At 50.4% G+C, this 15712-nt stretch carries 13 protein-coding genes, 1 tRNA gene and 1 pseudogene; 4 read left to right on the forward strand and 11 right to left on the reverse strand.

What is annotated here, in order from left to right:
• Positions 1-107: 107 nt before the first annotated feature.
• A pseudogene (locus ACRDD5_RS20030) lies at positions 108-284 on the forward strand (methylated-DNA--[protein]-cysteine S-methyltransferase); the annotation flags it as partial.
• 18 nt (positions 285-302) lie between these two features.
• Here ACRDD5_RS20030 and ACRDD5_RS20035 read toward each other — a convergent pair.
• The 8 genes from ACRDD5_RS20035 to ACRDD5_RS20070 form a co-directional block, all read right to left on the reverse strand.
• On the reverse strand, positions 303-1028 hold the full coding sequence (locus tag ACRDD5_RS20035; RefSeq protein ID WP_438677777.1) for a GNAT family N-acetyltransferase: 726 nt from the start codon (positions 1026-1028) through the stop codon (positions 303-305).
• A gap of 204 nt (positions 1029-1232) precedes the next feature.
• A complete protein-coding gene (locus ACRDD5_RS20040; RefSeq protein ID WP_438677778.1) occupies positions 1233-1862 on the reverse strand; it encodes a helix-turn-helix domain-containing protein in 630 nt (209 codons plus the stop codon).
• 36 nt (positions 1863-1898) lie between these two features.
• On the reverse strand, positions 1899-2432 hold the full coding sequence (locus ACRDD5_RS20045; RefSeq protein WP_438677779.1) for a fimbrial protein: 534 nt from the start codon (positions 2430-2432) through the stop codon (positions 1899-1901).
• A 61-nt stretch (positions 2433-2493) separates the two neighbouring features.
• Positions 2494-3045: a fimbrial protein gene (locus tag ACRDD5_RS20050; protein ID WP_438677780.1), complete on the reverse strand. Its 552-nt coding sequence runs from the start codon at positions 3043-3045 to the stop codon at positions 2494-2496.
• Positions 3046-3068: 23 nt separating this feature from the next.
• The gene (locus tag ACRDD5_RS20055; RefSeq protein WP_438677781.1) at positions 3069-4076 is read right to left on the reverse strand and encodes a fimbrial protein; all 1008 of its coding nucleotides are present in this window, start codon (positions 4074-4076) and stop codon (positions 3069-3071) included.
• Positions 4077-4140: 64 nt separating this feature from the next.
• Positions 4141-6708 carry a fimbria/pilus outer membrane usher protein gene (locus ACRDD5_RS20060; protein WP_438677814.1) on the reverse strand — a complete coding sequence of 856 codons (2568 nt, stop codon included), beginning with the start codon at positions 6706-6708 and terminating at the stop codon, positions 4141-4143.
• An 89-nt stretch (positions 6709-6797) separates the two neighbouring features.
• Positions 6798-7481, reverse strand: coding sequence for a fimbrial biogenesis chaperone (locus tag ACRDD5_RS20065; RefSeq protein WP_438677782.1), 684 nt, complete (start codon positions 7479-7481; stop codon positions 6798-6800).
• 94 nt (positions 7482-7575) lie between these two features.
• Positions 7576-8112: a fimbrial protein gene (locus ACRDD5_RS20070; protein ID WP_438677783.1), complete on the reverse strand. Its 537-nt coding sequence runs from the start codon at positions 8110-8112 to the stop codon at positions 7576-7578.
• A 421-nt stretch (positions 8113-8533) separates the two neighbouring features.
• Between ACRDD5_RS20070 and ACRDD5_RS20075 the strand changes: the two genes are divergently transcribed.
• Together ACRDD5_RS20075 and ACRDD5_RS20080 are read left to right on the forward strand one after the other, a co-directional pair.
• The gene (locus tag ACRDD5_RS20075; RefSeq protein WP_438677784.1) at positions 8534-9193 is read left to right on the forward strand and encodes a helix-turn-helix domain-containing protein; all 660 of its coding nucleotides are present in this window, start codon (positions 8534-8536) and stop codon (positions 9191-9193) included.
• A gap of 156 nt (positions 9194-9349) precedes the next feature.
• Positions 9350-9994 carry a helix-turn-helix domain-containing protein gene (locus ACRDD5_RS20080; RefSeq protein ID WP_438677785.1) on the forward strand — a complete coding sequence of 215 codons (645 nt, stop codon included), beginning with the start codon at positions 9350-9352 and terminating at the stop codon, positions 9992-9994.
• A 126-nt stretch (positions 9995-10120) separates the two neighbouring features.
• Here ACRDD5_RS20080 and ACRDD5_RS20085 read toward each other — a convergent pair.
• Both ACRDD5_RS20085 and ACRDD5_RS20090 read right to left on the reverse strand, forming a co-directional pair.
• Positions 10121-10208, reverse strand: a tRNA-Ser gene (locus ACRDD5_RS20085).
• 124 nt (positions 10209-10332) lie between these two features.
• A complete protein-coding gene (locus ACRDD5_RS20090) occupies positions 10333-10641 on the reverse strand; it encodes a hypothetical protein (protein ID WP_438677786.1) in 309 nt (102 codons plus the stop codon).
• A 17-nt stretch (positions 10642-10658) separates the two neighbouring features.
• Between ACRDD5_RS20090 and ACRDD5_RS20095 the strand changes: the two genes are divergently transcribed.
• A complete protein-coding gene (locus tag ACRDD5_RS20095) occupies positions 10659-11225 on the forward strand; it encodes a UbiD family decarboxylase domain-containing protein (protein WP_438677787.1) in 567 nt (188 codons plus the stop codon).
• A gap of 125 nt (positions 11226-11350) precedes the next feature.
• Here the strand turns inward: ACRDD5_RS20095 and ACRDD5_RS20100 are convergent, their stop codons facing one another.
• On the reverse strand, positions 11351-15115 hold the full coding sequence (locus ACRDD5_RS20100) for a peroxidase family protein (protein ID WP_438677788.1): 3765 nt from the start codon (positions 15113-15115) through the stop codon (positions 11351-11353).
• Between the last annotated feature and the right edge of the window lie 597 nt (positions 15116-15712).

Below are 15712 nucleotides of genomic sequence, written 5' to 3' on the forward strand. Positions count from 1 at the left end.
AGGTGAATGACCTTTGATACATCCCAAAAATGGTCGTCCGATTTTCGGTTGTCAGCGTTTCGCCGGATGCTCTAGATTCGTCCCGAACCTCACACCGGGAGAACGTTATGGGCAAGCCCGATGCCGTTCGCGCCGTGGCTAACGCCAATGGTGCTAACCGCGTAGCCATTGTGATCCCCTGCCACCGGGTCATCGGCAAAGATGGCGCGATGACCGACTATGGCGGCGTCGCGCGCAAAGCCTGGCTTATTCAGCATGAGAAAAAAGACCTTGATGACCGCTGATCAACGACGATGCTCTTTTCAGCGACCCGCTCGGCTTTCAGCAACCAGCGTGCCCAGCTTTTGCTGCTGAACGCCGTTTGCATCGAAGTTATCCGGCGCAAGCCATCGTTCAAAGGCGGTTATCAGGGCCGGGTATTCGCTGTCGATAATGGAATACCAGGCGGTGTCCCGGTTGCGTCCGCGGGTCACGATAGCCTGGCGGAAAATACCTTCGAAGGTGAAGCCAAAGCGCGCCGCCGCCGCGCAGGACGGAGCATTCAGGGCGTCACACTTCCACTCAAAGCGGCGGTAGCCCAGCTCGTCAAAAACATAGCGCAGGAACAGCGCCATCACTTCAGTAGCGAGCCGCGTGCGCTGCATGCGCGGGGAATAGGTGACGTAGCCCACTTCAATCACCCCGTTAGCGGCATCGATCCGCATCAGCGCCACGGTGCCAACCGGCTGGCCGGTACTGGCGTCGATCACCGCGTAATGCATCGGGTCGCGCTGCATTTCGGCATTCAGCAGCCAGGCGCGATACGCCTCCGGGGTTTCATAAGGCCCTGAAGGCAAATAGGTCCAGTCGCGTGCATCCGGCGCGTCGCGATAGGCCTCGTAAAGCCCGGCCGCGTGGCGGTCAGCGCTGAGGCGTTCGAGTCGACAGTAGCGCCCCTGCAGGGAGGGGGCGTCAGGCAGGCGGGCGCCGCTCCACTCGGGCAGTGCGTCGCCGACTGGCTGGTTATAGTTATTCAGTCTTTCGGTCATAGAATTTCCGCTCCTGTTGCGGTGAGATTGTGGCCTGGGTCAGAGCATGAACCCACGGCTAATTATATTCCACCGCAAAGATAGCGAAACCGTTAGTCGTGCCCGCCGTGGGTGCGCCGGGGCCATTATTGCCGTCGCTCAGTTTGATCCCCACGCCGCGGGCGCTCATATAAAATATGGCCGGACACTGATTAACCGTCGTTTTTATAACGCTGAGAATGCGGCCATCGGATGTTTTTTGTTTTTTAAATGCGTCAGAAAAGTGAACAATTCATAATCGGATCGTAGATTAAACTTCGCCATAACCCTGTGTTTATGGGCGTATATGGTTTTGACATCAATATTCATGGCCTGCGAAATAGTGGGTATTCTTTCCCCCTGGAATATATACGCTGCAACCTTACTTTCCTGCCGTGAAAGCATACGGTGATGACAGTGAGCACAGCCGGGCTTAAAATGAGCCCCCGCCTCAGCTGTTGTGCATTTCCAGCCATTGAGGATCTGCGTCTTCAGCTTACTGAGCGGGTCTGAACGTCTGATAAACACAATGTCGTTAATGCATAACGGCAATCCTGCATAAACGGGGCTACTGATGCCTTCAGAGATGCCAATCACCAGACTGTTTTTTTTGCGGTTATAGAATGCTAACTGACAGGTACTACTTTCACCTGCCACAAAGTTTTTAATGATAATGTCAGCTTTGGCGATATTTTCTTTTGTCAGCGTTGACTGTTTAATATAAACATCACTTCGGGCAGTAAAAATACTTTCTAAAAAAAGCGTCATACCCTGACGGTAGAAAGTATTATTGTCTTCAATAACAATCGACAGCATCGCATGCCCCTTTTATTGATTTAAACGTCACCCTGATTACTGATAGGTAAACGCCACCTGCATGGTGCTGGCTATCGTTCCAGGACTCACGTTTCCGGATACAGTATACGGACGAACAGCGAAGTCATATTTCACGGTATGACTTGTTGCATTCACGTTTTGCTGCCAACTACTCTGGTTTGGATTCACGAAGTTATCACTCCAGGCAGCGGCAGCAGGCTTGATTTTTATCGCCACGTTGACTGCAGTGCCGGTGTTTGCAAAACCGTTAGCATCGCCAGCCGTTGCCGTGCCGGAAAACGTGGCAGTGGCTTTGGTCGTGCTCGCCGGGCAATCTTTTAATGCAATGGTGAATTGCTTATCCTGGCCAAAAGCGCCCGCAGTGGCTAAATCAGTCGCTGGCGTGTCACCGAGGTCAATGTTTAGCGTGGAGTTTGCAATATCAACACTGCATGGCGAAGCAGTGACGTTACCGGTGACATTAATTTGCAAGGGCGCGGCAGAGACATAATGTATACAGATAGCCAAAGCCACTACGCTGAATATTATTTTTTTCGTGTTTAATTTCATTTTAGTTTTCCAGTAGGCAGACATGTGCCCGTGAATGTACCGTGAGTAATAAAAAACCCGCTTATTGATACGTAAAGTTCACCTGCAGAACGGTATTTATTGTCCCAGGGATTGTGCCTTGCGCCACCACTCTATATGCCCGAACCGCAAGGTTAAACACCGCCGTTCGGTCAGGATTCACCAGAGCTGTTGTTGTGGGTACAACAGGAGAAATAAATGCTGAAGTATCCATATTGGCAAGTTGCAGGGCAGTATTGCTAGCCGAACCAAAATTTTTATAGAGCGCGGGGATAACCGTGTCTACTGTCCCACTCACTGTGGCTGTTACTGCGCTAATGGCAGGACAATTTTTTACTTTTATTTGAAAGTTTACCCACGGCGAAACAATAGAACTATCCAGCAACGACGCCTGAATATTACCCATGTCGACATCAACAGAGCTTTGTCCGTCTACCACACAGGGAATCGCTGCAACCGTGCCGTTAAAGTCCACACGCGCCGATTCTGCAATGGCACTCCCGGCACCCGCCACTGACATTAACAATGCCAACGGCCCTACTATTTTGCGCATAATTTTTCTCTGCGCGTTAGATATAAAATATCCTTTTCGCATTAAAATTCCCCAGGTAATTTATTTCAGTTATAAAACACAGTTATTGTAACTGAGGTTGAATAATCCCCCACCGTCGGACTGGTACTTAAATATGTCAACCTTGTTGTGAAGGGTACCGTGGCTGACATCACCGATGTCATATCCGCAAAGGGGGTCACGTTACTAAAATCCACATACTGACTGGTATTGACATTCTTTAAAGAAAGTTTCAATCCATTACCCAAATTCAACCCGGTGGTGTCCGACAACGGGCTTGGGGACGTGTATTGCGCCGTTAACTTAAACGGCGCTGTACAATCTTTAGTCACCGTCGCGGTGAAGGTTTTTTCAGGTGCAGCCACTTCGTTTATAGCAGCATTAAACGCGTTAACCGTATCAAAGGTAATGACATTCGGACTGATCGATATATTGGCAGAACATGGCATAAAGCGAATGCTGTTTAATCCGTAGTTAACATACGTAAAATTCCCCTCGACATTCAGCCCATTAGCACCATCCAGTTGAAATACGTTAACAGCATCGAAACCTGAATAATATCCCGTTGCCGCACCTTTCTTTTTAATAAATACGTTATAACTAAAAGTAAAAACAACCGGGTAGGAATTTTTACACACTTCCGAACTGTAATTACAGACCGGAATAGTGATCGGTAAAGCGACCTGATAAGCGTTCATATCAATGGTGTTGCCATTCAGCACAATGCCGTACTCAATGCCTGTCGCCAAAGGAAGACGCAATGGGTTTGGATATAAATAGACATTTTCCGCCTCGCCCCCTCGGTCTTTCCAGCAGCTGATCCGCATTGTTCTGTTCTCTGAGCGCCAGATTACCGTGCCATCAGGTACTGATTGTGGCACGGCAATACTGCCAATATTCTCAGAAAAACCCAAAGAACCATTATCTGCGGACTGACATCTGAGTGCCAACGCCTGATTCGAGATCAAAAGAGACAGACCGATAATAAAAATCAGTTTCTTTAAATGTGCCTGTATCAACGAGTAAACCGTCCGGTAATGAACGTTTCTTTTCATCTTTAAAACCTGATAAGTGAAGCGCGCCTTTTGCCGCATTAGCGTAATACGGCATAAGGATGAATTAATGACATTTCCCAACGGCGCTGGTTATACCGTTTTCGCCCGTTCTTTGTGGTAATACATAATTAACCTGGCACTGCTGGTCTATACTTTTTCCCCATTTAACGTCCAGGGAACCTTTTTCCGCCATACCGGTTAGATAAACCTGACCGTCGTCGCCAACGATAAAACCTTGAACATTTTTCTGCGCCGGGTCGGTGACCATGGCCCCAAAGGGCACCGGGGCCCCATCCTTACGCAGAATGGTCATCATGACGCGTTGGCCCACGTGGGCTGTAAAACTCGCCCGCACGACGGCACCACGCGTTGGCACCACGCTCTGATCGGTTAACTCTACGTCAACATCTTCACCCAGGGTTTCTGTATTCAGCTGGACCTGATTGCGGCGATATGGACTGGTAAAGGGCAGGATGGCGTAACCCCGCCAGTCCGTCTTCACGCCAGTCTGGTTGTTGATGCCGACATTGCTGGCCCCGGGCGCTTGCACCAGAGCAATGGTTTCCCCCAGTGGTTGACCAAAAGTGACACCGTTTTCGTGCACCACAATCCCACCCTGCAGACCGTAGTTCAGGCGCTGGCTGTCCTGGTCGTAGGCATACCCTGCCGTTACTTCACCGTAGGTGCCGCGGTAGTCCGCATTCATGGCCCCCGTATTTCCTACATCTTTATTTCCATAACCTTGCTGTACACCCCAGCTCAGGTTGTTATCCGCCAGCGCCGTGCCATTCAGGCCAAGGGTTTGGGTGGTGTTCCCTTTTTTACTGGTGTTCAGGTTGTAGCTGGCCCAGGTGCGCGGCAGGAAGCGGTCAAGTGGGACGCTGATGTTCACACCCACGACCTGATCCCGCTCATACACTCGCCCACTGTTACTGCCGCTGGCACTTGTGTTTATGTTATAGCTGTAGTTCAACCCGTAGCTGATGCCGTTCCAGCTGTTGTTGTACCCGCCGCTAATGGAACGCAAGGTTCGATTGCTGCTCCAGTAGTCTTCGCTGATCCAACTTAATGACAGGGACCCTGCCCTCTCCCACAAGTTCTGACTGATGGTCAGTTCACTGCGATTACGGCGACGTTCACTGCGACTCGCGTCGCTACCTGAACGATAGGTGTCCATCACTTCTTGCAGACTGTAGTATCCGTCTGTCGAATAGCGATAGCCCGCGATCGCAAAGTTAGTGCCCGTCTGCACAACATTCTTGCTGTAGCGCACTCGCCAGGATTGGCCGCTGTCTTCAGGCAAGTTCTGCATGGTGGACCACGCCTGGGTGACATCCCCGGACAGCGCGCCAAAATCGCCGAGGTTTTTACCTACGCCCAATGCCACAGAGCGGTAATTTTCTGCCAGCTGGGCTCCACCGTATCCCGTGAACCCAGCTGGCAAACCATATATTGCTGTCACCAGGCCAAAGGGCGTGTCGTCCACTTTGCTGTCGTAGGAACGGTACTGCCCACCGGTAATGCTGTATTTAAGATGGCCTTCACGTTGCAAAACAGGCAGTGAGGCAAAGGGCACGACAAATTGCTGATCGCTTCCGTCGGCCTCTTTGATGGTGACCAGCAGATCACCTGAGCCACCGGTCGGGTACATGTCATTAATTTCGAACGCACCCGGTGCGACAAAGCTTTGATAAATGATGTAGCCATTTTGACGAATGATCACCTGCGCGTTGGTTCGCGCAATACCGCGGACAACCGGCGCATAGCCCTTCATACTGTCTGGCATCATGTCATCGTCTGACGCCATTTGCGCACCACGAAACGGAACGCTATCGAAGACATCAGCAGGCGTTGAGCTGTCGCCCAGCGTTAATTGGCTTTGAAGACCAATCAGGCTGCGCTGCGCATAATTATAAACCGAGTCCCATTTATCCTGGCCGTGGCTGTCACGGTTCCAGGTAGTGTAGTTACGCAGTCGCCACGGCCCAATATTGACCCCCGGACGCAGGTTGGCATATTGGCTGTTTCCATCCGTCCCCGATCCGTTGCGCGCATAGTTATTTGCTCCGCTCAGGCTGTAATTAAGCAAGAATGCCGGGATACCATTGTCCCACAGCGTGTCTGGCACATAGCCCCGTGCTTTTTGGGAAATGGCTGCCTGCGGAATACTTAATAAGAGCTGCTGCTTACTGAAACGAAATTCCGCCGTAGCCTGAGGAATAGCGCCCAGATCTGCACATTGCGCCTGTGCATCCTTCATGACAGGAAACAGATCGGTCTTTACGCCCATTTCTTGAAGTTGTTTCACACTCAGGCATGGCTGCAGATGCTCTTTGCCGCTTGCCTCTTTCGCAAGCTGGAAATCTACGTCGAAGGTCTCTACGGCCTGCTCGTTCAGGAAGATATCAACGCGGTATACTCCTGGTGGCTGCACAGCCCCCTCTTCAAAAACGGATAAATCGGTGCTGCCCTGGTTCGGGTTATCAATCTCTAATAATGCTGGGTTAAAAAATTCACGCGCCTGGGCATTGTGAATCATTCCATTAAGGGCCAGTTGTCCTGCAATTAACCAGGCCAACCGGGTGACCCGCAATTGATCCCTGTTATTCACTTTCTTTACCGGGCTATTCATCAATAACCTCCGTTGTCCATGAGGTGAATGCCATCGACCGTCTGTGTGTACCTTTTTGGTACCGTGGTCTTTATTCAGGCGATATTTCATTACAGTGAAGCGTGGTGCTCAGGACCAATCCCGCCGAAATCCGTAATAATCTTCCAGGTTAAATTTCCGCTTGCTGTGCCTGCAGGCAGAGCAAAATTTGCCGAGTTGCCCGGCGCGACATAGGTCGCGTCCTGGACGACTTTCCCCCCAAACTTCACTTCCTGGAAGTTCATGTAGAAAGGTGTCGGATTGGTCACTTTTATGCTGTTACCGCTGCGCTGCCAGGCCAGTTGCTCAGTGCGTTCTTCCGGCGTGCCTTTAAGGCCCTGCGGGCGATAGATCAGCTTAATGCGTGTTTTCACCGCGATTTGCAGCGTATTTTTACTGATGTCTTTTTCTACCGAAGGAATAGATTTTATATTTAACCAGTACAGCGACTCTTTATCTGCTGACAGGTTTCCCCCGGCGCGGACAATGCGCAGCACGTTATTCTGGTTTCCATCAAGACGGAACAACGGAGGGGTGATCATAAAGGGGGCTTTCTCAGCGCCACCCGTCACAGTGTCTACCCAGGTCTGAATCAGATAGGGTTTGCTGTCGGGGTTGCTGACACTCAGTGAAGACTCCTTCTTACCACCGTCATAAATAAGACGGGTACCGCCAACAACCACACCCGCATACGCTGACGCTGACGCTGTTGATACCAGTAATATAACCAGCATTGTGCCAGGAATAATTTTCATTAATAAATACCATTGGGTTAAGTCAATAAGGCCGGACGGTGATATATCCGGCCTGTTTTATATCGGCTCAGATAACTGGCCGATAAACGCTGTATTAGTTGTATGTCACAGAGAAGTTAGCGGTAGCATTAGCCAGGCCAACGCCAACAGTGGCTGCCGTTGCGACATAACGTGCGACAAAGGTCAGTTCGTTATCCTGCGTATCTGTCAGTGGGTACGCTTTGGAAGCTGTAAACAGCGGCAGGACGGTGTTTGCATCGTCGGACAGCTGGACGCCAACGCCAGTCGCTACGCCAGTAGTACCTGCACCCGTCAGTGCCAGCACGCTGGTGTCGCCATCAACGTTAGCACCATCAAACTTAACCATTGCGTTGTGTACTGTCTCTGGGCAGTTTTTCAGTACCAGTTTGAAGCTGGTTGGCGCTGCTGTAGAGCCTGCACCATTAAAAGCAGTACGTTGAACCTGACCCAGAGTGACATCCAGAGGCGCTGCTGGGGTATTCGCGATTTCACAGCCCGCATCGATAATTTCACCTGTGAAATTAACCTGACCCGCATCCTGAGCAAACGCTGTAGATACAGACAGAGCAGCGGCAAAAGCGAAGGCACTTGCAATATAATTCTTTTTCATAAACCTATTCCTTAAATATAATTTTCGATTTCTGTAAATTTTAAGCGTAACAATACCCGCATGGCTTGCCATGAATTTACCAGGCAAGTCATTTAGATATTTCCTTGCTTCACAACGTGATAATGAGCAGACAAAAACAGAAGGTTAATCCTTAACCTTATTAATATAAACAAGAACAACTCACGATAAACAAGGCGTTTAAATCAGATCACACATGGATACTGAATAATATTCCACTTTGAACACCACCTTCCCTGTTGAATTCATTTTTCATTAAAAACCCTCTAACACTCAAGGTTTTTATGAGTGTAATTTTACACCGAAACATTTATTCACATAAATTAAGATTTTACCCATAATGCCCCCCATTCATCACCTATCTAGGAATTATCCTGGTATAAAAAAACAGGGCGAAACCTTAATGATTGAACTACAAAACACTTCTATTACAGCCAATTGCAATAATGAAATTCAAAAACCCATTGCAGACATTCAGCTGTTATTGTTGCATCTCACGCCAACGAGTAACAAATTAGAAACAATTAATAGACAAATCATTCACTATAAACAAAATGGGCTTCGCCGATGTTTTTTACTGCATAAAGGTAGCGTTTCGCTTTATAGAAACTTCGACGGGATGGTACTGAATACCGAGTCGGCGCCTTTTGTTTTTGGTATGAGTACACAGCTTACCGATTCCGACTATCTGTTTATTCGTGCGCATGACGCGTCGGACATCAGCTGGTTATCTTTTGAGGAGGCGAATGCTATTATCGAAAAAAATAACTTATGGCAGAGTCTATCTCAATTGCTTATTTATACAGTGACGCGCGTGTATGACCACTGCACCAAGATCTCGTCACTGTCCTCATACGAGATAATCCGTTATCAATTGTATGAGTTGATGAGTGAGCCTGAAGAGATAAGAAGTAAAGTGACGATTGCGAACTATATTCAATGCCGTACCTTTTTATCGCGTAGTAGTATCATGAAAATACTCGCAGAATTAAAAAAGGGAGAGTATATCGTTACTGAAAAAGGGCTTCTTTTATCTATGAACAATATCCCTTTAAAATACTAATGATGCAAACCCCATCTTTATTTTTTGATCAACAATGGCGTTCTATATCTCACTTTAAGGCTTCACAAACAACAAGTTAAGCAGAGCCGAATGCCATAGAGTAAAATATGCTAAATTTAGAGTAGATTTGATACCTGGATACTGTGAGAAGAGCATATGAAGCCAAACGATCCTCATGAGGACTTGCCACAAATGCATCATTCTCAAGCCACCCTGGACCTGATCGACAAGATGAGTCCACACCTTCACTTCGAAACGGTTCCTCCTCGTCGCCGGTTTTACTACGTTGACCGTGGTATTCACATGTGCATTGTCATCCGTTCCGGGGTGATAAGAGTACGCAGGGATACTGATGAGATTGTTATAAGCTCAGTCCCGGTACCTAACATCATGGGTATTGGCAATTTGATGCCGAAATCGTCAGGTTTGTTTATTGAAACGCTAAGCGAATGTGAAGTCGCAACCTTAACGGCGGCAGACGCACAGCAGCTGGTGGGTGAGCTCAATGCGTGGAATTTGCTCGCCGGGCATATTACAAAAGTGGCAAATAACCTTTTTGTACACAGTATCATCATGACGGCCCCGACCGCCTATGAAATCATACGTTTTCAACTGTACGAACTCATGCGGGAAAAGCCAGAGATTCGCGAAACCACTTCAGCAGCGAAATATATATTACAAAGAACCCGGTTATCCCGAAGTACGGTGATGAAAATTCTTGCTCAGCTGAAACAGGGGGACTTTATCGAACTCGATGATGGTATGTTGAAGGTCATTAACAAACTCCCTAAAAAATACTAATCTCGACCCGCTTTTTTTGGCGCAGAAAACGACGCTAACACTGAATGCTCAGGTGACGTCGACTTAGGGTAAAAACGTTAACAATGAAAAAACCCCGCGATATTGCTATCGCAGGGTTTTCAAATTTGGCGGAAGCGTAGAGATTCGAACTCTAGAACCCTTTCGGGTCGCCGGTTTTCAAGACCGGTGCCTTCAACCGCTCGGCCACGCTTCCTAAGTGAGGCGCACTATAAACATCCTAATGCGTTGTGTAAAGCACAAAATTCAAGAATTTGCGTCTCTTTCAACGCCCCAGGGCTATTGCTGAAAAAAACCGCAAATGGGGCAGGTAAAAAACGCTACACCTCCATACCCGCTCGGTATTGGCCCCACTTCAGCACCGAGTTCACGCCAATCGACAGGAAAGGTTCCGGCGGCGTTTTATTTGGCCCCGGTGACGCCATCAGGAAATCAATCAGTTCATTTCTCTCCCCGGCGATCATGTCGGCCAGCAGTGTACCGGTTGCCGTGCCGCGGGTGATCCCCAGACCGTTGCAGCACAACGCGCCATACACATTAGGCGCCAGTTGACCAAAGAAGCCCTCGTGGTTTTCTGACAGGCAGATGGCCCCGCTCCAGGAATATTCAAAATCAACCTGATTGAGCATCGGGTACCGCTTAAATCGTGATCGAAGGCCATGTCTCCATCACTCGCGACTGCCAGGAAGGGCCGTATGGCGAATACGGCAGCTATCCTGGAGAGGGATCATCAGCCCAGCCGACGTTCCACGTCGAGACCATTACCCACCGTGACGATCCGATCTGGCCGATGTCGATTACCGGTCGTCCGACCGATGAGTCGCATACCCTCTGGGCGATGGGGCTGGCCGCCGATGCGCTAACATACCTGCGTGAAGCCGAGTTGCCGATCAGCACGGCCTGGATCCCGGAGGATTCCACCGTGCACTGGCTGCTGGTGGTGGTGCCGCAAAACTGGCGCGAACAGTTGCCGGGCGTGACCAGCGAGGCGTTGGCTCAGCGAATCGGCGAGGTGCTGTTTAAGACCGACGCGATGGTGTTTATTCCGAAGGTCTACGTGGTGGATGATGATTTTGATCCAACAAACCTACGCGAAGTGGTGTGGGTGCTCTCAACCCGCGTGCATCAGGGGCCGCATTCCGGGACATCAATTATCGGTATGAATATCAAAAACGGATGTTTATATCATCAAGTGACGTTTCCAAATACTTGACCCAGGCGCCAGCATACGCACATCGATAACAAAACTAAAAAAACAGCATTATTAAGGTGGCTTTCGTTCCCTTTAATAAATCCGTTAGTTATGTTGGCGTATGCTGGCGCGACATCGTCCTCTTGTTATGCGATTAGAATAAAATCATTAATATTGATGCTGTTAGCGTTTACGTGTTCTAAGGTAATGACATTGCCATTACCAGGATTGCCGAGGGTAATTACGGTACTGTTACCGGCTCCCCCAGCAATCGTGACGCTGCTGGCAAAATTCGCCACACCAATGCCTAATAAACTCAGATCGAGGTGGTCCTGTCCGCCGCCGGGATTACTATCAAAATCGGTAATGCGATCTCGCCCAAAGCCTGCGCTAAAGACGAAGGTGTCAGTTCCTGAACCACCGGACAGGCTATCAACGCCCTGGCCCCCCTCAAGTCTGTCGTTACCCGCTCCGCCTGCCAGGTTATCGTTGCCGGTCCCGCCCTGAAGGTTATCGACACCGTCACCCCCATCAAGGGTGTCATTTCCTGCTCCACCGTTCAGCTGGTCGTTGCCTCCCATCCCGTACAAAAAGTCATTACCGCTGCCACCGGTGATGCTGTTGGCAATGGCATTCCCTCTACCGGTGAAAGTGCCAGTCCCGCTGAACACCAGGGTTTCTACGTTATTGCTTAACGTGTAATTGTTAAGGGTGGTCTGGACAACATCCGTCCCGCCACTAAGACCTTCCTTGACAATATCTCTGGCATTATCAACCAGATAAACATCATCTCCGGAACCCCCTGTCATGTTATCGGCACCCTGGCCACCCTCGAGTCTGTCGTTACCCGCTCCGCCTGTCAGGTTATCGTTGCCGGTTCCGCCCTGAAGGTTATCGGCGCCGTCACCCCCATCAAGGGTGTCATTTCCTGCTCCACCGTTCAGCTGGTCGTTGCCTCCCATCCCGTACAAAGCGTCATTACCGCTGCCACCGGTGATGGTGTTGGCAATGGCATTCCCTCTGCCGGTGAAAGCGCCTGTCCCGGTGAACACCAGGTTTTCAACGTTATTGCTCAATGTGTAATTGTTGAGGGTGGTCTGGACATGATCCGTCCCGCCATCAACACCTTCCGTTACGACATCGCTCTTATTATCAACGATATAGGTGTCATTGCCGAGACCGCCCACCATCACATCAGCACCCGTGCCGCCGTTGAGGCTATCGTTGCCGGCCCCACCGTTGAGCGTGTCGTTGCCGCCCCCACCATTGAGGACGTCGTCGCCGAGCCCGCCATTGAGGAGGTCAATGCCGTTCCCACCGTTGAGGACGACGTTGCGGTTGACAACGACCGGCGGATTATCGAGCTGACTCGTCCCGAAGATGTTCTCGGGAAGATTGGTCAGGCCGGTGTTGCGTGCCACGATCCCCGCAAAGCCCTGCTGCTCGAGGACCTCGTAGAGGTCCAGATGCTCTACGCGGTCGAGATAATACAGCCGGTCACCTTCCTGGATCCGGTCAAGTTGTTCGTGGATGATGACCCAGAAGGTTTGGCCAACCACACCGCCATTGATGTGCTTCTCGGCAAGTCCGCCAACAAACAGATCAACTCTGTCGATGCCTTTGACGGTGTTTCCGTTGACAAATTTATAGCCAGGATTCGCTGCCAGGACGTCTGCAATTTGATCATCCTCCAGCACAAGGTCTGGATAGGCTTGCTTGAATTGCTCTATGACTGTGTCGCTGAGATTGTTCCGTGCCTGGAAGTCCTCCCACGAACTGTAGGGGGTGAGATCGCCGGCAAAGCTGACCGCCTCCCTCACATACGGATCGAGAGAGGCCATCAGGTCGGCCCGGATCTGGTTCATCGAACCCAGACCGACGTCCCACTCGCGGGCGACGTCGAAGGCAAACACGTCAGCACTCATACGAACGAGGTCGTTTCGGACAGCATCGACGATATTGACGTCGACTTCTTCCGCAGCCTGGACAACCCCACCGGCAATAATCCCGGCGGCACCCAGTTGCTCATAGCCTGGCTGTGGAGAGTAAGGCAACTGCGCTTTGGGGAAGGTGAACGCGCTCGTATCGTTGGTCGGGTTGAGGAATGCGTCGAACAGCGGTACCTGCGTTGCATTGCCCTGAGCGTCGAGCACCGTCAGCGTCTGGCCTATCAGCGAATGACCGAACCGGTAAGCTGCAACCGCGAACTCGTGCGAGACGCGTGCGTCTACTTCCGGGTTGTACTCGGCGAAACCGTGATCGCCCTCACCTCTCATGCCGCCCAGCAACTTGTCGGCAAAATCGGTGTAAATAACGCGCTGATATTCAGCCTCGTTGACGATCTTGGCAGCCTGGAACAGCTCTTCAGCGGTTCCTTCAAATCCGGCGTCGAGCAATCCGTTGACATGGAAGTTGTGATTCCGCGCCCAGATGTTGTGGATCGCGGTGAGTGCGATATTCTCGTTCGCCCGTCCATCACCCGCCACGTAGTGGTCGAGCAGGTTGATAAAGGGGTTGGTGTCGAGCAGCAGCGCAAAGCCACTTCCCATGAAATTAGACGTCATAGCAGGAAGCATCGCCTGGTTGATAACGCCATTGCTGTCGACCAGTCCGGCGAAGTACTCCTGGAATGTCACGTTGTGGTCGCCCGGCAGCGAGCTGTCGGTGAACAGCGTGTTGTTGTTCCAGTGATGCAGGATCAGTTCTCTCAGCGTGGGCAGCAGCTTGAAATTTGGATTGGATGGATCCAACCCGCCCTCTAGCAGCTTGCCCGTAAAACCGCCCAGGCCGTTGCCTTCGCGCAGGAACTGCCCGACGAGTTCGTTCGAGCCATACGTTTGGTTCTGATCGGCGAATGGCGATGTCTTATTGAGATGCTGCGGGATGCCATTAGCATCAATGCTGTCAACGGTGCCGCGAGTCAGATCCGCGGGATTTGGCACCGAGCCCGGAGCGCCAATCTGGATCGTTCCGTTACCTCCCTTACCGAGGAAGTCGAGACCGTGATCGAAGTACTGACCGAAGGCCGTGAACAAGCTGTTCACACCGGCGGCGTTGCCGGAAAGGTCTGCTTCCTGTGCGCCAAGGGCATCGCTGATGGCACGCGGATCCAGTCCGGAGAACAGGGGATTGATGTCGCGGTTGTGGGTCGTTTCATTGTAAGCGCCATAGTGCGCGTCGGTGAGTCGTATGAACGGCTGATCGGCCGAACCATAGTCAAGGTGAGCACGGTTATTGCCGGTGCCTTCGAGATCGCGGATCCCGAGCGCATCGTTGTCTTCACCCCCTTCACGCCCGTTGACGAGATTCTTCAGGTTGGCGACATCACTGGCGGTGATCGGGAAGGCACCGTCGCCGCCAACATCATCTTCGCCGCCGACATCATCATCATCGTCATCGTCATCCGCCGACGTTTTCTTACTCGCCAGAAGAATGGGTTCGCCAGGGTTCAACGGGGTGTTCGTGCCGTGAGGCACTGTGCTCGTGTCCTGAGTCGGCGCAGAATGCCTGGATTTCGAGGCCAGCTCAATAACCGCCTGCGGCGGCGGTGTGCCAGACACATCATCCAGACCTGTGCCGATCGTCGGATCGGTACCTTTGTTCACTTCAACTTTGGATAAGATGTTGGCGGTCTGGTTACGGATAATCCCTGACGGCGGATCGATAACCGACCCTATCCCAGCGTATCCCGCCTGAAACGAGGAATCAAAAAAGCGCAGGAAGGAATGGTCTGTGGCCCCAAACTTGCCTTGCCCTGTGACCAGGTTGTTAAAGCCACTATCGAAGGTATGTATACCGAATGGCAGCAGACGGTTGGACAGTATATTGAAGTTGATATCGTCGAGATCCGTTTTTGCTTTAGCGATTTGCTTGAGGATGTATTTCAGGTCAGGCTTTTTGATATCGGTCATTTTCATTTCTCTCAAATATGATGATGAAAAGGCACGAAAAGGCGAAGCCGGTACGCGGCACTCGAATTACGCGCCTGGAATTGCTAACTGAGCGTATTCCCCTTCACGACGCAAAAAGACCCTATGATGGATATGCTCAGCCCCCACTAAAGAATCGCGGCGACTTACTTTGCCAACCTAAAAGCATACTTCAGACCTGCGACCCCCTGACATTGAATAAAGCCAAAGAATTAATAACCGTCAATGATTTGTAATTACCCTCAAGCGACTTGAATTTTTCATTAGAAAAAATTGTCAATATTACACAGCGAAAACGGAACATCGGTATTTAAACGATCAACGTTGCGCCTACGGCCAAGGTTCGACTATCCCTAATGCGACACTGTATGTGAAATTTTTCAGATGAATATTGAAACAAACATAAAGGTAAAATTAATTTTTATAGCGCAAAGCTAAAATCAATAATATAAAAGTTTAGGCAGGACTCCTGAAAATCATACATTATTAGCACCGCTTCGTTGACATACCGAAACTAACGTATATCTACGGATCATTAACATCATAAACGAGGTCATTTTGTGTGATGTTAATCACTTC

Origin of the sequence: Silvania sp. (genome assembly GCF_051656365.1) — a bacterium.
GTDB classification, from domain to species: domain Bacteria; phylum Pseudomonadota; class Gammaproteobacteria; order Enterobacterales; family Enterobacteriaceae; genus Enterobacter; species Enterobacter hatchlandensis.